Annotated in this window: 19 protein-coding genes and 3 pseudogenes; 5 read left to right on the top strand and 17 right to left on the bottom strand. The window is 44.9% G+C overall.

Going from position 1 to position 24,292, the window contains the following annotated elements; genetic code table 11:
- Positions 1-169: 169 nt before the first annotated feature.
- From AC6ESP_RS26560 to AC6ESP_RS26575, 4 genes are all read right to left on the bottom strand, one after another.
- A complete protein-coding gene (locus tag AC6ESP_RS26560; RefSeq protein ID WP_497099754.1) occupies positions 170-1,645 on the bottom strand; it encodes a protein adenylyltransferase SelO in 1,476 nt (491 codons plus the stop codon).
- 305 nt (positions 1,646-1,950) lie between these two features.
- A complete protein-coding gene (locus tag AC6ESP_RS26565) occupies positions 1,951-2,832 on the bottom strand; it encodes a phosphotransferase enzyme family protein (RefSeq protein WP_497099755.1) in 882 nt (293 codons plus the stop codon).
- Positions 2,832-3,125: a hypothetical protein gene (locus tag AC6ESP_RS26570; RefSeq protein ID WP_497099757.1), complete on the bottom strand. Its 294-nt coding sequence runs from the start codon at positions 3,123-3,125 to the stop codon at positions 2,832-2,834. The genes AC6ESP_RS26565 and AC6ESP_RS26570 overlap by 1 nt, the downstream gene beginning before the upstream one ends.
- 4 nt (positions 3,126-3,129) lie before the next feature.
- A complete protein-coding gene (locus tag AC6ESP_RS26575; protein ID WP_497099805.1) occupies positions 3,130-3,993 on the bottom strand; it encodes a phosphotransferase family protein in 864 nt (287 codons plus the stop codon).
- 234 nt (positions 3,994-4,227) lie between these two features.
- Between AC6ESP_RS26575 and AC6ESP_RS26580 the strand changes: the two genes are divergently transcribed.
- Positions 4,228-5,283 (top strand): LLM class flavin-dependent oxidoreductase, encoded by a 1,056-nt coding sequence (locus AC6ESP_RS26580; RefSeq protein ID WP_497099806.1) that lies wholly within the window; start codon positions 4,228-4,230, stop codon positions 5,281-5,283.
- Positions 5,284-5,385: 102 nt separating this feature from the next.
- On the opposite strand, the gene AC6ESP_RS26585 is transcribed toward AC6ESP_RS26580, so the two are convergent.
- The 10 genes and pseudogenes from AC6ESP_RS26585 to AC6ESP_RS26630 form a co-directional block, all read right to left on the bottom strand.
- Positions 5,386-6,513, bottom strand: a complete 1,128-nt coding sequence (locus AC6ESP_RS26585) for a response regulator (protein ID WP_497099807.1) — start codon at positions 6,511-6,513, stop codon at positions 5,386-5,388.
- Positions 6,513-8,243 carry a sensor histidine kinase gene (locus AC6ESP_RS26590; protein ID WP_497099758.1) on the bottom strand — a complete coding sequence of 577 codons (1,731 nt, stop codon included), beginning with the start codon at positions 8,241-8,243 and terminating at the stop codon, positions 6,513-6,515. Before AC6ESP_RS26590 ends, AC6ESP_RS26585 begins: the two co-directional genes overlap by 1 nt.
- A gap of 234 nt (positions 8,244-8,477) precedes the next feature.
- Positions 8,478-12,596: an RCC1 domain-containing protein gene (locus tag AC6ESP_RS26595; protein ID WP_497099759.1), complete on the bottom strand. Its 4,119-nt coding sequence runs from the start codon at positions 12,594-12,596 to the stop codon at positions 8,478-8,480.
- A 232-nt stretch (positions 12,597-12,828) separates the two neighbouring features.
- Positions 12,829-13,671, bottom strand: coding sequence for a hypothetical protein (locus tag AC6ESP_RS26600; RefSeq protein WP_497099760.1), 843 nt, complete (start codon positions 13,669-13,671; stop codon positions 12,829-12,831).
- On the bottom strand, positions 13,652-14,149 hold the full coding sequence (locus AC6ESP_RS26605; protein WP_497099761.1) for an RNA polymerase sigma factor: 498 nt from the start codon (positions 14,147-14,149) through the stop codon (positions 13,652-13,654). The genes AC6ESP_RS26600 and AC6ESP_RS26605 overlap by 20 nt, the downstream gene beginning before the upstream one ends.
- Before the next feature lie 208 nt (positions 14,150-14,357).
- Positions 14,358-14,912 carry a hypothetical protein gene (locus AC6ESP_RS26610; protein ID WP_497099762.1) on the bottom strand — a complete coding sequence of 185 codons (555 nt, stop codon included), beginning with the start codon at positions 14,910-14,912 and terminating at the stop codon, positions 14,358-14,360.
- Between the two features lie 148 nt (positions 14,913-15,060).
- Positions 15,061-15,579 (bottom strand): annotated as a pseudogene (locus AC6ESP_RS26615) (MFS transporter); the annotation flags it as partial.
- A gap of 100 nt (positions 15,580-15,679) precedes the next feature.
- Positions 15,680-15,958, bottom strand: a pseudogene (locus AC6ESP_RS26620) (MerR family DNA-binding protein); the annotation flags it as partial.
- A gap of 860 nt (positions 15,959-16,818) precedes the next feature.
- Positions 16,819-17,298: a YbaK/EbsC family protein gene (locus AC6ESP_RS26625; protein WP_497099764.1), complete on the bottom strand. Its 480-nt coding sequence runs from the start codon at positions 17,296-17,298 to the stop codon at positions 16,819-16,821.
- 30 nt (positions 17,299-17,328) lie between these two features.
- A complete protein-coding gene (locus AC6ESP_RS26630; RefSeq protein ID WP_497099766.1) occupies positions 17,329-17,886 on the bottom strand; it encodes a helix-turn-helix domain-containing protein in 558 nt (185 codons plus the stop codon).
- A 204-nt stretch (positions 17,887-18,090) separates the two neighbouring features.
- Between AC6ESP_RS26630 and AC6ESP_RS26635 the strand changes: the two genes are divergently transcribed.
- Together AC6ESP_RS26635 and AC6ESP_RS26640 are read left to right on the top strand one after the other, a co-directional pair.
- A complete protein-coding gene (locus AC6ESP_RS26635; RefSeq protein ID WP_497099768.1) occupies positions 18,091-18,402 on the top strand; it encodes an ArsR/SmtB family transcription factor in 312 nt (103 codons plus the stop codon).
- A 98-nt stretch (positions 18,403-18,500) separates the two neighbouring features.
- The gene (locus AC6ESP_RS26640; protein WP_497099769.1) at positions 18,501-19,688 is read left to right on the top strand and encodes an MFS transporter; all 1,188 of its coding nucleotides are present in this window, start codon (positions 18,501-18,503) and stop codon (positions 19,686-19,688) included.
- A gap of 583 nt (positions 19,689-20,271) precedes the next feature.
- On the opposite strand, the gene AC6ESP_RS26645 is transcribed toward AC6ESP_RS26640, so the two are convergent.
- On the bottom strand, positions 20,272-20,832 hold the full coding sequence (locus AC6ESP_RS26645) for a hypothetical protein (RefSeq protein ID WP_497099770.1): 561 nt from the start codon (positions 20,830-20,832) through the stop codon (positions 20,272-20,274).
- A gap of 254 nt (positions 20,833-21,086) precedes the next feature.
- Here AC6ESP_RS26645 and AC6ESP_RS26650 point away from each other — a divergent pair, with 254 nt between their 5' ends.
- Together AC6ESP_RS26650 and AC6ESP_RS26655 are read left to right on the top strand one after the other, a co-directional pair.
- Positions 21,087-21,422, top strand: coding sequence for an ArsR/SmtB family transcription factor (locus tag AC6ESP_RS26650; protein ID WP_497099771.1), 336 nt, complete (start codon positions 21,087-21,089; stop codon positions 21,420-21,422).
- Between the two features lie 170 nt (positions 21,423-21,592).
- A pseudogene (locus AC6ESP_RS26655) lies at positions 21,593-23,317 on the top strand (SulP family inorganic anion transporter).
- Positions 23,318-23,453: 136 nt separating this feature from the next.
- Here the strand turns inward: AC6ESP_RS26655 and AC6ESP_RS26660 are convergent.
- Both AC6ESP_RS26660 and AC6ESP_RS26665 read right to left on the bottom strand, forming a co-directional pair.
- Entirely contained in the window at positions 23,454-23,801 is a 348-nt protein-coding gene (locus AC6ESP_RS26660; RefSeq protein ID WP_497099772.1) for a carboxymuconolactone decarboxylase family protein, read from the bottom strand.
- Positions 23,782-24,207: a tautomerase family protein gene (locus AC6ESP_RS26665; protein WP_497099774.1), complete on the bottom strand. Its 426-nt coding sequence runs from the start codon at positions 24,205-24,207 to the stop codon at positions 23,782-23,784. Before AC6ESP_RS26665 ends, AC6ESP_RS26660 begins: the two co-directional genes overlap by 20 nt.
- Positions 24,208-24,292: the final 85 nt, after the last annotated feature.

The raw sequence follows: 24,292 nt of genomic DNA on the forward strand, positions 1-24,292 counted from the left end.
GTCAAGTTCTTTTAATCTTTTTCACGCAAAAAAAGAGCAGGCTATCTTTCGATAACCTGCTCTTTTACATAGTTATTTGGTTCAGCACCTTAACTTAATGACATTGACCCGTCAGGGTGGCCTTTGATCATCTCATGTATACCCGATTGCAGAACGAATGAATATCCCGTTAGGTGCCGCAAAAGGTTTGGTAAGGCGCTGCTGATTGCTCTGGCAGCTTGGCATACTCTTCTTGTTCAGGGGAATGTGCAAATGGGTCTGCCAGAACCTGAAGCAGCTGCTCCATAACGCTATAGTCACCATGCTTCACAGCTGCTTCCAGTGCCGCCTCCACGCGGTGGTTGCGCGGGACGACCGCAGGGTTGCTGCTGCGCATCAATTCGTACGAATCAGCTAACGATTCTGACTGCCTGCTTCTTCTCGCCTGCCAATTCTCCAGCCATTGCTCGAATTCAGGAATGTCCCAGAGAGCCGTATCCTCCAGCTTATCAAATGTTAATGCAAGGAACGTATTCGTATAGTCTGCACCATGCTGCTCCATCAATACAAGAAGCTCTCTAATTAGAGCCTCATCTTCCTGCTCTTCCTTGTATATCCCCAGCTTCGCTCTCATCCCTGCAAGCCATTCCTTATCGAACAGCTCTGGGAATTCGGACAAAGCCTCCTGAGCGATTGCAATCGCCTGCTCCTGATTATCATGCAATAACGGCAATAGGGTCTCCGCCAATCTCGTAAGATTCCAACCCGCAATATTAGGCTGATTGCCATACGCATAGCGGCCTTGGCTGTCGATGGAGCTGAATACCGTCGCAGGGTCATACACATCCATGAAAGCGCAAGGCCCATAATCGATGGTCTCCCCGCTAATGGTCATATTATCGGTGTTCATCACCCCATGAATAAAGCCCACCAGCTGCCACTTGGCAATCAGCGAGGCTTGACGCTTAATAACCTCCTGCAGCAGACGAAGATAACGGTCATCACCCTCCTCTATGTCTGGATAATGCCGCTGCAAGGTGTAATCCGCTAGGTCCCGAAGTTCCTCTACGGTACCCCGACCCGCCGCATATTGGAAGGTACCTACGCGAAGGTGACTGGCCGCGACGCGAGTTAACACAGCGCCAGGCAGCAGTGTTTCACGAATGGTCGTCTCTCCCGTTGTCACAACTGCAAGACTGCGTGTGGTCGGAATGCCCAGTGCGTGCATAGCTTCGCTGATGATGTACTCGCGGAGCATCGGACCAAGTGCCGCACGTCCATCTCCACGGCGTGAATATGGTGTGGGACCGGAGCCTTTCAGCTGAATATCGTACCGCTTTCCTTCGGGCGTAATCTGTTCCCCGAGCAGCAGAGCACGGCCGTCTCCGAGCATATTCAGATGCCCGAATTGATGCCCCGCATAAGCTTGAGCCAGCGGCAAAGCCCCATCAGGAATTTGATTGCCTGCGAACACCGCGATACTATCAGGGCTCTCCAGCTCCTCCGCGTTCAATCCCATCGATGCTGCGAGTGGCTCATTCAGCACGATTAGCTTCGGCTCACTTACCGGGGTCGGGCTAAGACGAGTAAAGAATATCTCAGGCAGACGGGCATAGCTGTTGTCGAAATGCCAGCCTGCATCTATGGCTTCTGTATCCTTGGTCATTCGGATCTCCTCCTTGCCATTCTCTAATGTAAACCTCTCACTAAATATTATACCCCCTCACGATCAAGTTAGCGCCTGATTATTGCTACTCATTCATACTCACTCTCTAATTGTTCGACAAGGTACAGGAAAACACCCTCCCGGGCAAGCTGCCGGGGAGGGTACCTCTTTGTTCATTCAGCCATTAGAGTGAATAGGCTTCCAGCAGCTTTCTAAGAGATGCTTGCTGTTCACTCAGCCAATTATTTCGAGTATAGAATTGGTGAAGCATGTAGTTAAAGTTCTGTTCAATGCTCATCCCTGCGTTATGCTGACCTATATAAATATGGAGAATACATCTGCGTCAAGCGCTGAATCGCCGCTATTTCTTCTAATGAAGGTTTATGATATTCTGTATAGCCCTTGATGAAGGCCTCCGCCAAGTCCCAAGAGCCATCCGATAGCTGCAGGACATGATTAAGGCAAATAACAAACTCCATAATTCCAATATCCATGGAAACGAAGTCATAATCAAGCACACCACTGATGGTATCGCCCTGAGACAATAAATTAAACACCAATACATCATGATGCACGAGCTGTCTAGGCAATTCCTTCAGTTGGAGAGCTATCTCTCCTGCAGATGATACGATATCTCTATATAACGCTACATAATCTTCGGGCATGGAGAACGGCGGTTGTTCAAAAAATGTCGTTATCGCGTGATGATCGGCAAGAGAGTGGAGATTATAAATGTCCAGGAATGATGTTCCTTGATAGGTCAGCCGTTCCGTAGAGCAGCTCCCCAGCGCTAAGAAAAACTCTCCCACCACCCGACCATACTCTGTCACTCGCTGCACCTCTGACAGCTTCGGTACCTTTCCCTCTAGAAATGAAACGATTACACCCAGCGTGCCATCCGACAATTGCGCATATCCGTCCCCAGTGAGAGTGCGAAGAAATACAGGTACTTGGAACGAAAGCGCTTGAGCACTTAGCTGTGCGGTAATCGATGCTTCCAGCTCGATACTCGGGATATGCTTCATATATCGATTATAGAGACGAGCAACATATTTATCCCCACTGATGCTGACGATCTTCGTAGCGTTGGTCAGGCCAAATGGTGTGGAGTCAATCGTATAAGAAGGAGCATTGAAATAACAATGAATTAACTCATCAAGTAGGTCCTGTATGATCGCATCCCCCATTATCTTTTTCTCCCGATATATAGCAAATGCGAGGATATTCCGAGTACAGATGGATCTCGTGCCATGGAAATCAGATGATCGTTCAGCCTATCCTGCTCGCCTTGCTCTATCCAATATTGCTGCTGCTCGTTCGAGAGCATGCTGCTAATACTAGAAGAACCTATAAGATCAACGGTATCGAACCCATTCTTCTCCATAAAAGGCTTGATCTCATCGATGTTAAACTCAAGCGGCTCCCGATCCAGCCTTCCCCATTCATCGAACCCCGTGTAATATTCAACGATATGATCCATCTCCCTAATCCCTTCCCATCTGGCTAGAATCGACCAGTCCACCAATCCGTTCTCGAATCATGGCAGCCAGATTGGCCATTTGTTCATCTGGCAGTGCGCCTGACGCCATTTGGCGTGCCGCAGCCGGAACATACCAAGCCCTTATATCCTCCTCCGTCGCTCCAGAGAGCCTGCAATATTCATCAACGAACACCCTGTAAGCCGGCTTCCGCCACTCTTGAAAAAACGTTAGTACATCCTTCGGCGTATCTGATGACAGAACCGCATATTCGAGCATTACGCATACCTCTGCGACATCTGCCGCTGGATTGCCAATCGAGGCATGCATCCAATCAATCATAATGCCCTCGCCATCTCTTACAATCAGATTATTCGGATTCGTATCCCCGTGGCAAAGCTGACGCTTATCCGGCAATTGATCCATATAAGCGTGGATGGCGCTCATCTCATCATCGTTGAACACCTGTGGACGCCCGATGATTCCTTTCAGATGCTCTCTCTGCTCAGTAACAATACCGGTGGTATCCGCTTGATGGATCGCATACAGCACTCTTGCGAATTGCCGCAGATCATCATCCTCATCGTCAGGATTAATCCTCTGGAAGGTGTACAGCTGCTCGAACAGCCGCTCTATGACTGTACTCCCTATAATCTTCTCGAATACAATACCGGGACGCCCATCCCATACAACCTGCTTATATGGCTGTGCGGCTGGCAGCTGCCTTTCCCAGGCAGCTGTACTATTGCGGTATTCGAGCTGAGCCTTTTCCAGCGTTGTATTCTTATGGAATAGCTTGATGACTTGGTCATCTCCACCCCATTCATAGACCTCGCAGCTCGAACCAGCTGCTACTTGCTTACCAAGCATCGTCAACGGAATGGCCCCTTTCCGAATCTAGCATCCTTATTAATATCCATATATTATCATTTTTGTGACTTGAATAGTATCGTTCATTAGCATGCCATTATAAAAACGGTCCAATAGCAAACAATAGGATCGACAAATCTTTATTTTAAACTTACTATACTTGAGAAACATTAAAAAATTAAGTAAACTAATAGTAAGCTGAATACCATGACAAGAGGAGGTCCTATCGTGACCATGGAAATAGGAATAAGTACGTTTTTGGAAGCATCACCTAATCCTAGGACAGGCAAGGCCGTCAGCCATGCCGAACGTTTAAGACAAGCTGTTGAGGAGATTGTGCTGGCTGATCAAGTCGGCCTGGATGTATATGGCATCGGAGAGCATCATCGCGCGGATTATGCAGGCACTGCTCCAGCTGTAGCCTTAGCTGCAGCTGCAGGCTTAACCAAAAATATTCGTCTTACAAGCGCTGTTACCGTATTGTCCTCGGAAGATCCTGTACGCGTCTACCAGTCCTTCTCCACCTTGGATGCTGTCTCTAACGGCAGAGCTGAGATTATGGCTGGACGCGGCTCTTTTATAGAATCCTTCCCGCTATTCGGATATAGCCTGGATCACTATGAGCAATTATTCGAAGAAAAGCTCGACTTACTGCTGAAGATCAGAGAATCCGAGAAGGTAACTTGGCGCGGCGAGCATCGCCCGGCGATTAATAACCTCGGCGTGTATCCACGCTCCGTCCAAGATCCGCTGCCTGTATGGATCGCAAGCGGCGGCAGCCCGGAATCGGCTGTTCGCGCAGGTATGCTCGGACTTCCTATCGTATTCGCTATCATCGGAGGAATGCCCGAGCGCTTCGCACCGCTCGTCAACCTCTACAAGCAGGCTGCCGCTAAGGCGGGGCATGATCCGAGCAAGCTATCGATCGCTTCTCATTCGCATGGCTTCGTGAGCGATACGACACAGAAGGCGCAGGAATCCTTCTTCCCTGCGATGGAAGAGCAGATGAATGTCATCGGACGCGAGCGTAACTGGCCGCCATATACCCGTGAATCATTCGATTCTTCTTGCAGCCTAAGAGGAGCATTGTATGTCGGTGATCCTGAATACGTGGCAGAGAAAATGATATTACTGCACAAAAATCTAGGCCTCACTCGCTTCTTCCTGCATGTAGATGTGAGCGCTATGCCACATAACGAGGTCCTGCGCGCCATCGAGCTGCTCGGCACCAGAGTAGCTCCAATCGTACGCAAGGAGCTTGCTCGACTGGAGTCAGCGAAGACGGAATAGACGCTTAGCTAATCTATAGCCATATTCCACACGACAAGCCCCTCGCGATATTGCGAGGGGCTTGTTCTCCGTATACGGTGAAATAACAAGAATGTTATTGGTTTATTCGGCATAGCTGCGATACTGTTCATAGAGCTGCCGGATTTCCTGCGAAGGCTGCAAGCCTAGCTCATGAAGCAGCAATCGTGCGTAGTGCTCATAGTAATGATGCAGCGCCTGTCGATCTCCCATAGCTCCGAGTATATGCAGCAATAGAAGATTCGACTCTTCTTCAAATTCGTTGAGGGATACGATTCTTCTGGCAATCTGTACCGCTTCTCTATACCGCTGCTGAGCTAGCAGCCATCTGGCTAGACGCTTGGCTAACGAATCGTACTGAATCGCCAGTCTCTCACGTTCCGCAGCTGCCCACTCGTACGATTTATCCTCGAACAGCTCACCCGCATATTGTTTCTCTTGCTTTATGGCTGCCGCTTCGTTGGCTGCGTTGATCTCGACTAATGCCTTCATGCCCTGCTCGAATGCAATAAAATCAACATCAGCCTGATCGATATCCACACGGTATTGTTCTTGTGCCGAGATGACCATCTCCTTCAGACCATGCGGTGTCAACGCTTTCCTAAGCTGATACACTGCCGTGTTGAGATAAATCTCCGCATTCTTATGAGGCATCTCTGGGAAAATATGTTCCAGTATTCGGACTTTAGAGACACCTCGCCCATGATTAACAAGCAAATATGCGAATAACTCCATACTTTTTTTAGAAATCCATCTCACTACACCCGCTTGCTCGCTGCTCACCTCATAACAGCCTAACCCCCGAACCGTCAGTCGATTAGCTGTATGGTAGCCTCCAACACCCAATGAAGCGCTGTTTCTGCTAGCTGCTTGTGTAATCGTCTGAGCCAGGCGCTTTCTAGAAATCGGCTTAACCATATAGTCGAGTGGATAAACATCATAAGCTTGAAAAGCGAATTCGGAGTGGGAGGTTGTAAATACGATATCCATTCCGCCTTGAAGCATGCGTAAGCTGCGGGCCAGCTCTAACCCATCATCATCAGCAATCTTGATATCGAGGAAGGCAATATCCACGGCACTGTTTCGAACGAACTCCTGTGCATCTGCAGCATTCAGGAAGCTTCCTACAAGCTCTACGCCTTCCATTCCCGATAGCAGCCGCTTCATAGCGAGCAGCATGGCAGACTCATCGTCAACAATAAGAACTTTCATCACTCTATTCTGTCCTTCATGGTGAAGTAAAATATGCTCCCCTCCCCCTCTATGCTCTCCGCCCATAAGCTTCCTCCGCTTAATTGTACGAACTGTCTGGTTACAAGTAGTCCAAGTCCCGCTCCCTTCTCTCCAAGGGTTCCAGCCAATGAGCCAAGCTGCTTCTCACCAAACAGCTGACGAACCTGCTCCTCGTTCATCCCTACTCCGTTATCACGGACCGATAGGATAACCATTTCCCCCGATAGCTGGGCATTCACGTGGATTGAGCCGCCCAGTCCGGTAAACTTAATAGCGTTAGATAACAAATTACGCATAATTAATCCAAGCACCTCCCGGTCAGCCCACACACACATGTCCGCTTCAATGGAATAAGTTACACTTATATGTTTAGCCTCACTTTTAATGTGCAGCAAATGAAAGCATTCCTCCACAATCTCAGACAACTCCAATAGCTGTGGACGAAGCACCACGTCCTCCCGCTGACTGCGGAACCACTCTAACAAGTTATTAGACATTCCAAGCGTATTGCGGATCTGGTCACCTAGCGCCTCAATGATCTCTCGATGCTCCTTAGCGAAGCCGTCTCTGTCTGTTTCTAAAAGCTCTACTAGTTGAAACTGTAAGGCTAGTGGACTACGAATATCATGCGATACAATCGTAAATAATTGATCCTTCAGCTGATTGAGTTCAGCAATCTGCTCCAAATGCCGCTGCTTCTCTGTAATATCGAAGATAAGAGAGATGCTGCCCTGCGCCTGCTTGCGCCCTTTATGCAGTGGATATACGTTTACACTGTACATTCTTCTTTCACCGCTAAGCACAGCGTCGATCTCTACGCTGCCATGCTTCATAGACTTGCTTAAGCTATACCACTGCGGCCAAGGAGCCAATAGCTCTGTTAAATCCCGATCATAGATAGCCGCATGACCCATCTCTGCAAACCACTGTGAAGCCTGTTTATTGCTGTCGATAATCTTGCCTGAAGCATTCGTAATGACAATACTCTCCTCAAGCGTATCCAGTACAGCATCCCTAGCGAACGGAACAATCGAGAAAAACTTATAACGCATGGCAATGATTAGCATAATCATACCTGTAAACCCACAGTAAACCGACAATCTCAGCAGCCATGACGACATTTCAGGAATTATAAATTTTACGATTTCAAGCACCAGCGGGAATGAGCCGAGCACTAGAACCCACATCCCTGGCTTACGAAAATCGTTACGGATATTCTTCACATATCGGAATAACAAATAAATACATACAGCCACTATACAATAACAAAAGAGAGTGAACATGATCGAATAAATAGTCCTCGTCGTCACTAATTGACCGTTATAGAGCTGGGCCGTGCGGAAAATCAAATGAAGCTGAGGATCCAGCCATACCAGGAGTGACCAGAGTGCGAATACAGTGAACAGCACAATCTTCCATCGGAGCTTTAGAACCTTGTCATAACCGATCAAATAATAAACAAATAGAATCAAGAAAGGCATCATTAAATTAAGCATCGTATGCTGAACATTCCGGAATATAAGCTTTACCATTAATAAAGAGCTGCTCTTCTCCATGATAATAGCACTTGAATAAATCATTCTGCACACGGTCAATCCGATGAGGTAGCTTACACCACGTTCTTTTCTAAAACCGTATTCAGAAAATAATATGATGCCCATCATGATCAACGAGGTAAGCATAGCCACAAGCTCTACGGTGGAATCCATAAGGAAAATCCTTTTATTTATGACATCGATGAAGGAATATTTTTTATTATATTTCTCTCAATATAGTATACAGAGTCATAGACTTCAATATATTGTAAGTCATTATTCATCAAAAATGCTAATTATTCGACAAATACATCTACACAAAAAGGCCCCCTTGATATACAAGGGGGCCATCCATATAATTTGTACTGCTTTTTTCAGCTCATCTGCAGGCTATTTATTTCTCTACCTCTAATAAAGAGTTTTCCACAGCCGTAGAAGCACGACAGCAGCTTCGGCTCTGGTTGTCACTCCGTTAGCCACGAATTGGTTACCTTCCCGGCCTTCTATTAACCCGTTACTATGAGCATTTATAACATAGGCTTTCGCCCAGGCTGGTATGCTGGCATCATCAGCAAAAGAAGTTTCTCCGTTGTTGTCAGACTGCCACTTCATTGCCCTGGACACCATCGCAGCCATTTCTGCTCGATTTACCGTCTGCTGCGGGCGTAATGTTCCATCGGAATATCCTTCAAGAATTCCCTCGGCTACTGCTGTTTGGATCGCTTGTCGTGCCCACTGAGGAATACTGTCCTTGTCGCTGAAAGACATGGAATTCGCTTCATCACCTATAGGAATTTGAAGGGTACGCAGAAGCATAACAGCGAACTCCGTACGTGTCACATTGTCATTCGGCACAAAGGCATCGGCATTTATTCCCTCCACAATCCCCAGCACTGCCGCTTCGCAAATATCTGAGTTCGCCCAATGATTCGCAATATCTGTAAATGTACATAGGTTCGCATGATTAGCCGTACGATTAACGGTTAACGTATACGTCTTGACGGCTCCATTCTCAGCTTGAACCGTGATCGCAAACACATTGATTCCCATTGCCACAGGAACAGTAGTCGTCTCCCCTATGCGTTCTCCCAGCAGCTTAACGACTGCCTTGGAGTGAGCAGGTACCAATTGTAGATCAATCTGCTGCGCATCTGTCTCCGCTGCATACTCTGTTGTCTGAGACGTGAATGCAGGCGTTAGTGCGATTACCTTCCCAGATGTAGATACGTTCAAGCTATCTAGGTTTGCATTACTAGAGAGAGCTGTAGTTGGCGGCTTTGCTGCCGCGCTCACTGTAACCGTAGATGATTGATCTACTACCTCCACGCCGTTCAGATAAACGGTTAGTGTAAAGTTTTGGGCATTTTGAGTCCCGTTGTGCGGAAGAGTGACCGTCGCTGTCGCACTTGTGCTGCTGCTGACGGCTGCTGTTGCGGCTTCAACTCCATCCACATATACCTTCACTGACTGCCCAGTTAGGTTAATCCCTGTTAGGGTAGCTGTTAGATTGCCCCCAGCGCTTGGCAGGCTGGTTGGGTTAACCGATATACCGGTAACTACAGGCACAGCTACGATAAAGTTAGTCTTTGCCGCGTCAAGCGTATTGCCATTTGCATTAGCGACCACATCCCCAGCAACATGAACCTCGTATACACCATCGTCAAGCGTGTCATTAAACGTCAGCTTAAAGGCTCGCGAAGACTCGTCATAGGTTGGCGTATAGTCGGAGAATGCTGCGCTATCCTTAGTCATGCTAATCAGAGGCAATGCATTAGCAGAAGAGAGCTCCGCCCCTCCAGCTACCCAATATACGGCTTCACTGACCGTAACCGATACAACGCTAGGCGGTACAGTGAATAGCTGATTGTCCGCAAAGCTGTCGAATGTAACTACTGGCTTCGTCGTATCATACAGCAGGCTGAGCGTATTGGAAGTGGTATTGCCATTGCCCACTGCATCCGACACTCCTCCCGCACCAACAGATACGGTCACATTCTGACCGCTCGTCGACGGACTAATGGTCGCTGTATAGGTCGATGCGCTTAAGGATACCAAATTAGACACTGTTCCATTTACGACCACAAGATCGGCCTCAGTAAATCCAATTACATCTTCACTGAAGGTTATTGTTGCCGGGAATGCGGCATTCACCGTACTGCCTGCCGAGCTGGATAGCGTTGCTATTGGCGCAGTATTATCCAGTACAAAGGGATTCGAGACAGCAGCGACAGCATTGCCCACTGTGTCCGTTCCTCGGATATGCAAGTACCAGCTGCCATCCCCGCTTGTCTGACTTAACGTATCCTCATTAGTTAAATTCGTCCATCCTCCAGTTGTAACGACTGTGCTCTGACTCCATACATATTGCAAGGAAGCAGCATCTACACCACTTTGCGTATCACTAATCATTACCTTGCTTGCCGCAGTTCTCGCTACTGTTAAGCTTCCGTCTGTGCCGAATTGCACTTCCGGCTCAGTTGAATCGATTGCGAGTGTTATTGTATAGGTTTGACTAGGCTTCAAATAAGGCTCAACACGAACAGGAATGATGGTATCCGTCGTTGCTCCGGCTATATTTATTGTCTTAGTACTGCCGCTCGTCAGCAGCTCATTATTCACATACAGCTCTGCTTGGGCCGTGCTCGCAAGCGTCGGCGTTACATCTACACTGGACAGTGATTGTCCATCATAATAATAGGTGTAGGATGTGACTGTAGGCTGGAAGGGTTCCGTGAACCCACCTTCCTGCAGAGTTAAGCCACTCAGATTGGGGTTCCCTGGCACGATCTGTTGATTTTCAGCGCCGCGCCCCCATCCGACAACCGTGCCATCTGATTTCAGGGCGAGTGAGTGGTAATACCCTGCGGTGATCGATACAACTCCACTCAATCCAGCAGGCACAGTGCTTTGATTAGAAGAATCGTTCCCCCATGCAACGACGGTACCGTCCGATTTCAATGCAATGGAATGGAATTGCCCTGCAGCTATTGCCACTACTCCGTTCAATCCACTCGGCACAGAAATTTGTCCATTGCCATTATGTCCCCATGCAACGACAGTGCCGTCCGACTTCAGCGCAAGTGAATGGTATTCTCCCGCAGCAATCGACACCACTCCATTCAGTCCACTTGGTATCGTTAATCTACCTAAAGTATTATCCCCCCATCCGACGACGGTGCCGTCCGATTTCAGCGCTAGTGAATGGTACTCTCCCGCCGTAATTGACACCACTCCGCTCAGTCCACCTGGTGCGGAGCTTTGACCAGAATTGTTGTTCCCCCACCCGACGACAGTACCATCTGATTTCAGCGCGAGTGAATAGTGTAACCCCGCAGCAATCGATACGACGCCTGTCAGTCCATTAGGCACAGAGCTTTCACCAACACGGTTGTTTCCCCATGCGACAACGGTACCGTCCGATTTCAGCGCGAGTGAATGGTATGTTCCCCCTTCGATCGACACCGCATCAGTCAATCCAACCGGCGCATTTGCCTGACCAATATTATTAAATCCCCATCCGCTGACAGTACCATCCGATTTCAGAGCGAGTGAATGATATGATCCTGCGGCGATCCTGCTCCCTTTAATTGGGGAGGACAGCCCCGGCGGTACGGTCGTCTGACCATTATCATTACCTCCCCATGCAATAACCGTGCCATCCGATCTCAAGGCAAGTGAATGAGTCCACCCCTCAGCGAGTGCTACCACATCCGTTAGTCCAGCAGGCACATTCCTCTGACCGCTATTGTTACCTCCCCATGCAACGACAGTACCATCTGTTTTCAGCGCTAGAAAAGTACTTCCCCCTGCAGCAATGGATACCACCCCACCAGCTGCTAATTCAGCCGGTATTGTCGTTTGACCACTTGTACTATCTCCCCATGCAACAACAGTGCCATCGGATTTCAGCGCTAGCGAGGAATAGAAGCCTGCGGCAATCGACACCACATCGATCAGTCCACTAGGGATATTCAGGACGTCATAAGTATTATAGCCCCACGCTACGACAGTGCCATCCGATTTCAAGGCTAGCGAGAACTCTTTGCCGGAAGTGATTGAGACCACATCGGTCATGGCCTCCACAGGTACAGTCGCCTGACCTAAGCTGTCATCTCCCCATGCGACGACAGTACCATCGGATTTCAGTGCGAGTGAATGCTCACCCCCTGCAGCGATCGAAATCACTCCGCCGTCTGCCAATTCATTTGGAGTGGTCGTTTGACCTTTAGTGTCGTTGCCCCATCCGACGACGGTGCCATCGGATTTCAGCGCGAGCGAATGCTCACTTCCTGCAGCAACCGAGATCACATCAGTCAGATCCTCTGGTACATCCGTTTGACCCACTTCATTAGAGCCCCATCCGACGACGGTACCATTGGGTTTCAATAGGAGCGAATGATTGGCTCCTGCGGCAATTTGTTTTCCCTTTACACTTCGAATCCCCTCTTGTGATGCATGAACGACATGCGATCCGTATGGGATAACTGGGCCAAGCAGCAATACGAGAATCAAAACAAGCTGAATCATTTTTGGTAATTTAAATGGTTTCAATATGTACGCCTCTCCTTCTACGAATAAACCTATTACAATTTCCTTATTTTAGAGTTTATCAAAACATAATGAAAGACTTCTGAAAGAAACTTTTACAGCCTAATTAAAAAAAGACCACCCTTAGAAAGGGTGATCTGCTATTTATTCAAGGGCATGCCCTTCTTTTACTTTTCCAGTTCCTTGCGGCAATACGCTCCTGTATTATATCTTATTGCTGCGGAGCCATATTGTTGTAGATGCGAGTTGCATTCACTTTACCCGTACTTAAATCCTCTGACGTAAATCCGGACACGATATTGCCGACTTTGAATTCTTTTTGCAGCAGCTCTTCAGATGGCTCGGCAGCCGTTGGCCCATCGATACCCATTGCGGTCTCTGGGGTAATCGTTACCCATAGGTCTCCAACCTTGAAGCTTGCTCCATCCTCGCTTACTTCCGTAATAACACCATCAATATTAACTGCAGCTTTGCCCATAACGGGTTGGATCGTTGCCTCTTCCTTCTGCGGAGCCATATTGTTGTAGATACGAGTTGCATTCACCTTGCCTGTGCTTACATCCTCTGATGTATAGCCAGACACGATATTGCCGACTTTGAATTCTTTTTGCAGCAGCTCTTCAGATGGCTCGGCAGCGGTTGGCCCATCGATGCCCATTGCGGTTTCTGGTGTTAGGGTCACCCATAGGTCTCCAACCTTGAAGCTTTTGCCATCCTCGCTTACTTCCGTAATTACACCGTCAATATTTACGACCGCTTTACCCGAAATAGGAGGCTTCGCCACATCAGCAGTGGGCTCAGGTGTTGTACTCGGTGCCGGCTGGTTCATTGAGATGATGCCAATCGATAGTACCGCACATGCTGCAAGACCAACTGTCCAGCCTGTTAGTGTTCTTTTTTTAGCTTTTTCCATTTTTAACGGCTCCTTTTGATTGCTTTTATTTGTTGTAGGTGTGTTGTCCATTGCCGACATCAGCTTCTGATACGTTGCCTCTTGAAAACCCTCGCTGGTTCTTACACGAGACATCGCAGATTTATAAACAGATTTCTTCATCCTCCAGACCTCCAATCTTCTCTTTTAAAATAAGGCGTCCTCTTGCCAGCCATGTGCCTACCGTTGCCGACTTAGCTTGCATAATAACTGCAATCTCTTGGATAGAATATCCTTCATAATAATGCAGATGAATCGGTATTCGATATTTCTTATCCAAGGCAAGCACAGCCTGCAAGACCTCATTCTCTTCCTTAGGGAGATAGCTCAGGTCTTCGGGAACAGGGTTCCTGCTTTTGAACCATCCGGTCTTCAGCATATTTTTACTTTTATTGATCGTGGTTCGAATCAACCACGCTTTCTCATGTTCACTATTCTCGAATACAGGGCGCTTCTGTAGATAGGTGAGGAATACTTCCTGCGCCACCTCTTCTGCATCAGCTATATTTTTCAAGTACGCAAAGGCGATTTTGATCATGCTTGGTGAATATAGATCCAAGGCCCGTCGCACAGATTCATTGAGCTCATATGAATTGTACACCTCAGCACCCCCTTTCACTTGTAATACAACTGAGAGCCCTGTTATTTTTCATTGCGGCCAAAACTTTTTTTGAAAGCTTATCCTCTAACATAGACGGCCCCCATCTGTAAATCAAGATGTGGATCACCGCATATGCGATTAATGAAATTGGAAAAAGGGTACCCCAACGTCATCTAAGATGACTTATGGGATACCCTATTTCCTTGCACTATTTAGTGGACTGTTTCTTTTGTGCGGTCGAGAATTGAATAGCTGTGCCGCTGATCATATTCTTAAGAACATTACGGAATACAAATGCTGCTACGTTGTTATAATTGCTGTAGAAATCAGATAGATCATCATTGAAGAATTGAACGATCCGCACTTTAAATACAGGGTACACGAACGTTATCCCGAACATCGACCTAGCCGTCACAAATTTGAATAAAACATTGGTACGAAAAGCGATTTTATACAGCATCACAATCTTAGGTGGAGTTAATACACATTTGATCGGTTTTATTAACGTTCCTGCACTGTTCCTCACTCTTACATGCAGCCTAAGGCTGCCAATGGTTTTGTCGAGCACCAGAAGCGTAGCAAGAGCTTGCGCTTTGCGTGTTCCTTTAACACGAAGAGTGATCAAGAATTCTCCATTAGGCAATTGCACCAGAGGGTCTACTTGGACTAACGGGTCTTTACCAATAGAATACTTAATTTCATTGAAATACGTTACCTCAGGTGGAGATAATCCTACTCCGATTCTTTTACGAGATGCTGCCATACCATAACCCCTTTCCAAACTCCATAGTCATAAATAAATAGATAGATATGCTTCATACATCCTATTAATTATGAGTAGAGTCTGGAACAGCAGTTACCTAATCTATGAAACTATTCTATTAAAATAGTAAAAGTCATCTATTCTCTTCCTACGTTTCACTAACCGTCTTCCGATTAAGAGCTACTGCAGGCTCTGGAGCTTCCTCCGCTTGCCCTTCACGTTTAATGAAGAATGAAAGCACCAGACCAACAACACCAATTCCAATAATGACAAGGTAAGCATCATTGATACCTTGGATAGTGGCCTCCATTATCATATGCTCCTGTGTAGACGAGCCGCCTCCAGCCATCATATCCTTAAGATGCGTTGTGGTACGGTTCGCCATAACGGTTACCAACAGGGACGTACCTATTGCACCCGCCACCTGCTTGATTGTGTTGGAGATCGCTGTACCATGCGCATTCAATCTGGCAGGCAGCTGGTTAAGACCCGCCGTCGTAATTGGCATGAGGAACATAGCCATACCGAAGCGGCGTCCAGTGGACATGAGAACCAGATACGTATAGCTGGTAGAATCGGTCAGATTAACGAAGCCAATGGTCGTCAAGATGGTAATAGCCATACCAATGATGGACAGCCACTTCGCACCGAAGCGGTCGAACAGTTCATATTGAAATCAAATAAATCATAAAGGATTACACTAGTGTCAATGTCAACACGAAATAACGGCCCTGGAGCATTTTTCATTGTTCGGGGCCACGTCTGCATTAGACGATTTTCTTTTTTCTCATCGTAAGGGCGATTTGCCTCTCCAGTAATCTCCTCAATCCATGAAGCGCTTTGATTTGATGATTCACATTAGTCAGCTTCTCTTCATACGTTGCCAGCATCTGCTCGCAATATTCATATTCGTCGGGATCTGCCGCTTCACTCTTGAACAATGCTCCGATCTCATCTACGGTTAATCCAAGCTTCAAGTATAATTGAATCGCCTTGACTCGCTCTACTGCGGATTCGCTGAAATCCCGGTAATCGTTCTCGAGCCTGCCGTTATTTATGATACGGTTCGGCTATATTTAATGGTAAATAAAAAAGCGACTTTTTATAAAACTCAGTCGCTTAAATCTACAAGCACCAAATGTCATTTTGAAAAGCACTTTTCGCTCTTTCCATCTTTGCTTTATCTCTTTCATCCTGATGTGCAAAACACCACATCGCGTATGCTTCTTTCGCGATAAGCCTTTTTCCTTCATACTCTCAATATAATCTCTAAGTCGAATCACTAGAATATCTTTATCAGTCCCACTATTCAGTTATTTATTTAACAACTCTTGAAGCTCCCGTTCGTCCGAAAGTATAAATGGAATTCAACTTGCGAAAGCGAAGGCTATCGAGACAGTTTCGCCCCAGTTTGCACCATTTATTTTTGTCTCAGGATCCACCTTCTCCAAGTGCTGTATTGTTTGTTGGTAAATTAGCGATTAATAAGCATCGTAACATAAGGATTCTGCATCAACAATAACAGCCTTATCGTTTTCTATTAGTTTATCGATTTGATCTTTCGTTCTTTTGGGCATTAAGATTTCATTCTCGTATACGTAACGATGAATATATAGCTTTTTCACTAATAGGGGGATGTATTTCTCTATGGCATTAAACTTTTGGACTTTCTATAATTTAAGAGCGAAATCTGTATCTAATATCGCTTCTTCCCAGATCCAATCAGTCATCCCCGTCGTAATCCCCCATAATACTATCCCAGTCATCTTCCCCCCTTCGAGATAAAATTCTCTTCACCGCGCTGTCTGCAACGGCAAGTTTTAGAGCCATCCTATGCGGGATGGCTCTTTCTTGAAGAATTAAAATATCGTACCCGTTAGCGAAATAACAGAAAGTTAACACAAATTTATTTTACACAGATTACTCGTCCTTTTGTCATTTGCACTAATTCTTCGGGTGTTAATTGAAACACTGCTCTTGGATGTCCGGCAGCAGCCCATATCTCTCTAAATTGTAACAAGTCTTCATCAATAAGAGTGATGATTGACTCTATATGTCCTAAAGGTGGTACGCCTCCAATAACAAATCCTGTGTGTTCACGTACAAAATCAGCGTCAGCTTTTCCTAATTTGTCATTCAGATGGGTGTTAATTTGTTTTTCATTAATTCGATTTACTCCACTTGCTACAACCAATAAGGGTTTATCGTCATTTTTGAGTCGAAAGATAATTGACTTAGCTATATGTGCAACCTCGCAACCTATCGTATCGGCAGCTTCCTGTGCAGTTCGTGTACTGTCAGGTAGTTCTATAACTTTATTTGCATATCCCAACTCTATTAGTTTGTTTTGAACCTGTTGTGCACTATCTTTAAGTTGACTTGTCAACGTGTATCCCTCCTTAATGATTACATGCAATTAAGATTCCGCATAATACATAACAACCTGTATCGTCACATCTTCGTCCGATTTATTTATATAACGGTGTTCAACATTGCCTGCAAATCTTATAGCCTGTCCTTCTTGTAAGGCGTATATTTCATCCTTAATCTGTAGACTAAACACTCCAGAGATAACTGTGATGTACTCTTGAACCCCATCATTGTGTGGAAGTGAAACATAGTTACAAGTAGGACTAAGAATAATCGTAAATGTTTCAATACGTGTTTGTGGGTCAAACGGAAACAGTAAGTATACTCTACAATTTCCATTGTCTTCTGTTAAATCTGGAATTTCTTTTCGAGTTGCAATGGATACTACTGCCTCATCCTCTTTAAGTAGAGATGAAAACGAAATATTGAGTCCCGTAGCAATTTTCCACACGGTTGTCACTGTGGGCTGCGTTTCTCCTCGCTCAATTTGATGAAGCATACCTTTACTAACCTTTGTTAAATCAGCGAGCTTATCTAAGCTTAACTGCCTATGTTTTCTAATACGTTGCAGGTTGTTTCCTATCCTGATGTGTATAGCATTCAAGAAGCAACACCTCCTTTCGTTCATTATACTATACAAATATAATATTATACAATACGCTTTACAAACGTTGCTATTGGGCTAAACTGCCCGTTTTATGGTCGATTTTCCGTTACTTGTCGCTAATTCTGGAAGCAATTTTTTTATGCATCCGGAATTATTGTATATGAAAATTGACATATCTGTATAATTAGATATAATCAAGCTATGGAAACTATAATGATCTTTAAAGCTTTGTCTAATGATACCCGAGTGAAAATTTTGGAATGGTTAAGAAATCCAGATGAAAATTTTGGACCGCAATTGTATTTACCAACGGATGCTGACTTTAAAGGAGGGATTTGTGTAGGAAGCATACAGGAAAAAACGGGATTGGCACAATCCGTGATTTCCAGCTATCTAATGATCATGAAGAAAGCTAAACTTTTAGAATCAAGGCGATTTGGTCAGTGGACCTATTATCGGAGAAATGAAGAAAACATTCGTAAATTTGCCGAATATATCAAGAATAACATGTAGGTAGCCACAATTATAGGGTTACCTTCTCAATTATATATCTAAAATAATAGATATTTAGAAATAAGGAAAACCATTGTGTTTACAAGGAGAAAAATAACGTGAAAAGAATCAGTCCACTATTTTTTATAGCACTAGGTATATTTGGCATTATTAATACCGAACTTGGTGTAGTCGGAATTTTGCCAATGGTCATGGAGAAGTATAACGTTACCGCAGGACTAGCTGGAATGCTTGTTAGTTCGTTTGCACTTATTATTGCCCTTTTTGGTCCATGGATGACGCTATTACTATCAAGATTGAATCGTAAAACTGCGTTGACTGGTATTCTGATTATTTTTGCCGCCTCCAATTTGATATCAGTTTTTGCTCCTAATATTTATATACTTATGGCTCTCCGAATGATTCCAGCTTTCTTTCATCCTGTTTATTTCTCCATTGCCTTTGTACTAGCCACTGAATTATCAGCAAAGGAGGCAGCCGCGAAGGCGAGTGCAAAGGTATTTCTTGGAGTAAGCATGGGCATGGTGCTCGGAATTCCGCTTACTTCCTACATTGCCAATCAATTTTCACTTGGCACCTCATTTTTATTTTCTGCCCTTGTGAATGTCATTGCGTGTGTTGGAATAGGCGTAATGGTTCCAGTCATGTCGGGAAAGGAGAAGACCTCTTTTGGAAGACAGCTTGCGATATTACGAAAACCCACTTTATGGTTAAATAGCGGCGCTGCTTGCTTTATATTTGCTGCTATGTTTTCTGTATATAGTTATTTTGCAGAATATTTAGGACAGAGGTCTGATATGAGTGGGAAACTTATTAGCGTGATGCTTGTGATTTTCGGAATTAGTGGTGTGGCAGGAAATTGGTACGCTGGAAAGCTATTAAGCCATCGTATGTTGAAAACAGTGCTGTTTTATCCTGTCGCTTTAGCAATATGTTATTTACTTCTTTATTATGTGGAAACACCCCTTATTCTCATAAGTGGGATTATCGTTGTGTGGGGAGCTGTTCATACAAGTGGACTTATTGTAAGTCAAATTTGGCTGACATCGGAAGCTTCAGAAGCACCCGAATTTGCCAACAGTTTATATGTGTCTTTTTCAAACTTAGGCGTCACGATGGGTGCGGCTATAGGAGGTTGGTTTATATCACGATTAGGAGTAGGAGAAGTCGTTTGGAGCGGTTTACTTTTTGTAGTATTATCCCTTTTGTGTATCATCGTAAAAATAATGTGTTTTGGCTTAAATGCTAAACCAACTGTGAAATCTATGGTTACGGAAGAGGATTGACGGAACTCGTTTCTTTAGTCACACCTAAAGAGGATGTCAATGGGTGCGGGAAGTGTACAACTTATGTGGAAATTCACCTAATACAGCAAAAATCAATTATATTAACGCCAATACCGTGCACTTTAGTTCAACTGGCAGAGAGTCTCGCTGGCAGCAATAAAGTCTTTGAATTCTTATATGGATCAAACCAGTTCATTTGGGAGTGAGCCTCCCAACCAAAGGAGCGAACAGACAATTATCTGTTCGCTCCTTTGGTGAGTCAAATTATTACATACAGTTTATGCAGTAATGTTCCATTCTTTTAGATTAACCAAAACCTCCATCCTCCGCTTTACCACTAGTTGTGATACGGTTCACCGTATCATAAGTAACGGCAAGTTTGAGGGCACCCGATTGGGTGCCCTTAGTAGTTTTGTGATAAGATGCGAGCATGGTAACACACTAGGGTTTAATCGCCATCGCTTAATACATTCCCATTAGAATCTTTGAGAATTTCGAGCTGTGCAAAAACTTCAAGTTCCAATAGGCATACTTACTATCATCGCCCTTGCACTCTGACAAACCTATATACTGCCAATAATCGTTAAGTGAGCGAGTTATTCTGGTGATAATATTCACGAAGTTCTTTTTGGAAACGATGAAACGGACTGGATAAAACTTTAATATTTCTTTCGATTCTGATTCGCTTTTTAGGATCATTCTTGCAATCATTCAATCGATCAATATTTTTATCTATCTTCTCCCGGAGCGTTATGATGAATCCTATCGCTAGGTGTTTTGTTGCTAACTCCTGTAGATCGGTCGATAGGGCTTCACTCAGATTTCGAATACTCTGTATGTGTAACGGCTTCTCCACGAAAAAAAACTCCGGCGTGAAATCTTCGCGAAAGTCTTGTCCTGGCACTTGTCTCCAAAAATCATCCCATTCCTTCAGGAGTCCTGTTGCATACAATAGGTATTTTAGAAATCCGCATAACCATGCCGTACAACTTGTATTGCGGTTTTTACATCCAATTCCATTAGCAAGATGGCGACAACCATTACAACAGGAACCCCCATTCATGATGCAGACCTTGCAAATCAAATCGGAACCAACCTCATTCAAAGCATCAACGCCAACCTTGATAACCGTCTGTCTGCTCATATTCGTTATCTTAGAGGTTGATTCGTAAAAGGACTGCGAATTGGGCTGTGATTGGTCATTAGAAATAAAGCTTGGCATTCGCCCTCCACATAAAAAATCAAATATTCAAATGTTTGAATATAATAAGCATTATAATGCAGATACATTCAAATAACAATTGATGCGCCGGCTTATGCCTTTATCCACGAAGTATAATTTGAAATATGCTATTATATTCATATATTCAAAAGTTCAGGTGTTAAGGAGCATGTGCTATGAATCAGCATCAAAATATTCATCAGTTTAAAGCTGACTTTTTTAAAGCATTAGCTCATCCCATGAGAATTCGAATACTTGAAGTTCTAAGCGAAGGCGATAGAAACGTTAATGAATTACAAAGTATCTTAGGTTCGGAAGGTTCTGCCGTTTCTCAGCAGCTGTCAGTACTGCGTAATAAGAATGTAGTGAGCGGCATAAAAGATGGAACATCTGTGATTTATTCATTACGAGACCCGCTGATTAAGGAATTGTTGGCTGTCACAAAGCAGATTTTTGACAATCATCTCGTCGACGCTATTTCACTGCTTGAGGTCATTCGAAATGAGCAATAATCAATAAAACAAGGGCATCCATGAGCAATTTCAAGGAGCACCTTGTTTTATATCTTTTTCCATGCATTTTCGGAGAAGCAACTCGGATTTTTGCGTTTGACAGTGTCCGTTATCAGGAGTACATTTTATATATTCAAATAATCAAATATATGAGAATAGAAGGTACTTAGATGAAATGGACGGGAAGATATAAAGAATATCATGCAACCGCCTTTCGTAAGGATATCATTTCAGGACTAGTAGTTGGAATTATCGCCATTCCATTAGGAATGGCATTTGCTATTGCCTCCGGTGTTAAGCCTGAATACGGCATCTATACAACCATCATTGCTGGTATTCTAATCTCTTTGCTCGGAGGCTCCCGATTTCAAATTGGCGGTCCAACCGGTGCCTTTATCCCCATTATTTTCGCAATCGTCTTACAATATGGGTACGAAAATTTATTAATTGCCGGATTTTTAGCAGGTATCATTCTTGTTTTCATGGGCGTATTTAAGCTTGGCGCATTGATTAAATTTATTCCTCGTCCCGTAACGATCGGGTTTACAGCCGGGATCGCCGTCATTATCTTCAGCGGTCAAATCACTAATTTCCTCGGACTTACCGGTATCGAGAAGCACGAGAATTTTCTGCCTAACATGAAAGAAATCGTAACGCATCTGGATACCATTAATATCTACAGTGTTTGTACGGCAGCAATTTGTTTAACGGCAGCCCTGCTTTCACCGAGATTTCTACCTAAGATTCCCGGTTCATTAGTGGGGCTTGTCGCATCAAGTGTTATCGCAGCCTTGTTCTTCAAAGGGCATGTAGCAACGATTGGTTCTTCATTCGGTGCAATCCCGAGCACATTGCCCCATTTTCATTTTCCAGAAATAACTTGGGATCGAATAACTACGTTGATTCAACCTGCACTTATTATTGCCATGTTAGGAAGTATAGAATCTTTGCTATCGGCTGTGGTCGCCGATGAAATGACCGGTACTCGCCATAACAGCAATCGTGAACTAATCGGGCAAGGGATCGCGAACATCATGACGCCTCTATTCGGAGGAATCCCGGCGACTGGAGCCATTGCACGAACAGCAACTAACATTAAAAACGGGGCTACATCGCCTCTCTCCGGTATCATACATGGTATTGTCGTTTTTCTTGTACTCATTATGTTTGCTCCATACGCATCTAATATCCCACTTGCAAGTATAGCTCCCATTCTGATGTTGGTTGCGTGGAATATGAGTGAGCGCAAAGAATTTGCTCATGTCCTAAAAACGAAAACAAGCGATTCTTTTGTTCTGCTGATCACCTTTTTACTAACCGTACTTACGAATTTAACAACGGCTGTTGAAGTCGGCTTAATCTTGTCTGTACTTCTGTTCGTAAAGCGAATGAGTAAATTATTGAAGGTAGCTAAAGTTTTGCCCGACTCGACTGACAAACACGAAAAAGTGAAAGCATACATGGTTAGCGAAGGGCATGATTGTCCTCAAATCAGTATTTTCACTCTTGAAGGACCGCTGTTCTTTGGTACCGCAAATTTATTAGAAAAGTCAATTTTGGACACGATCTATCTTAATCCCAAAATTTTACTATTACTTATGTCGAAAGTACCTTACGTGGATACGACAGGCGAGTCCAAGCTAACCTAATTGTTCAAAGATTTTGAGAAATTGGGCGGGATCGTCCTTATTTCAGGAATTCAGCTACAGTCTATGGAAGTATTTAAGAAATCAGGGTTGTATTCGCTTATCGGAGAGGATCACTTTTTTGAGCATACGGGCGAGGCAATCAATTACGCATTAACTCGACTGGATCTCAACAAATGTATGGGTTGTAAACATTTCGCATTCCGTGAATGCGAGACAATGTCGAATAGAATTCAACCAGAACGATAAAGCACCAATAGACACCTATTCTATCAGCCGGCATAAAACAGTATCTAGAGTCCATATATTAAATGTTCTGGACCAATCGAAGCCCTCTTTCACGAGGGGCTTTGACTTTTCCGGGAGGAATGAACCATACAAACCATCAACACCCCTCAGGTCGCTCCACCGACTCAGCGAATAGGTCTTGGGCAGCTTGAAGAGCGGAAGCTGCACGAGGCCAGCCGGTGTAGAATGCCAGCTGCGTGATCGCTTCAACCAGCTCTTCTGGCTTCACTCCATTCTCTACCGCTAATCGCAAATGATAGGGAAGCTGCTCATTCATTCCTCCTGAGACAAGCGCGGCAACCGTAATCATGCTGCGATCACGAAGCGATAATTGCTCTCTTCTCCAGAGATCGCCGAATAATATATCTTCAGAGTAGCTGACGAATGCCGGGGCGAATTCCCCGAATGATTCCCTTGCGCTGGACTTAATCGGTCGATGTGCCATGTCCTACCTCCTTGATCGGTCGTTGCAGCATTTGGGCTGCTCCGTTGCCGAACGACCAATCCTCGAACTCAGTATCGACGAGCACGATGAATACATCTTCTTGTCTCATAGGAAGCTCCTTCGACAATTGTCTGGCTAATGCTGCGTAGAAGCTCGTTTTCTGCGTGATCGTTCTCCCTGATTTAAGCGTGATCTGGATGTACAGCAGGGCATCGCTTCGTTCAACACCCAAGTAATTTCTGCTGTAGTAGAACTCTCCTGCCTGGTGGGCATGGAACACTTGGAATAAATCATCTTCCGGTACATCGAAGTGCTGGATCAACGCGCTCATGATTGTCTGGCTGATTCGTTCCAGCTGGCTGGCTTTATATTGCTGCTCCATATAACTGACTCTAATAAACGGCATAGCTCATCACTCCTTGCTTGGGGTTAGCTATAGTTTACTCCTCATCACACGATCTATATAATTGAATAAAATAATGATCTTAATC

The sequence above is a fragment of the Paenibacillus xinjiangensis genome (genome assembly GCF_059686975.1).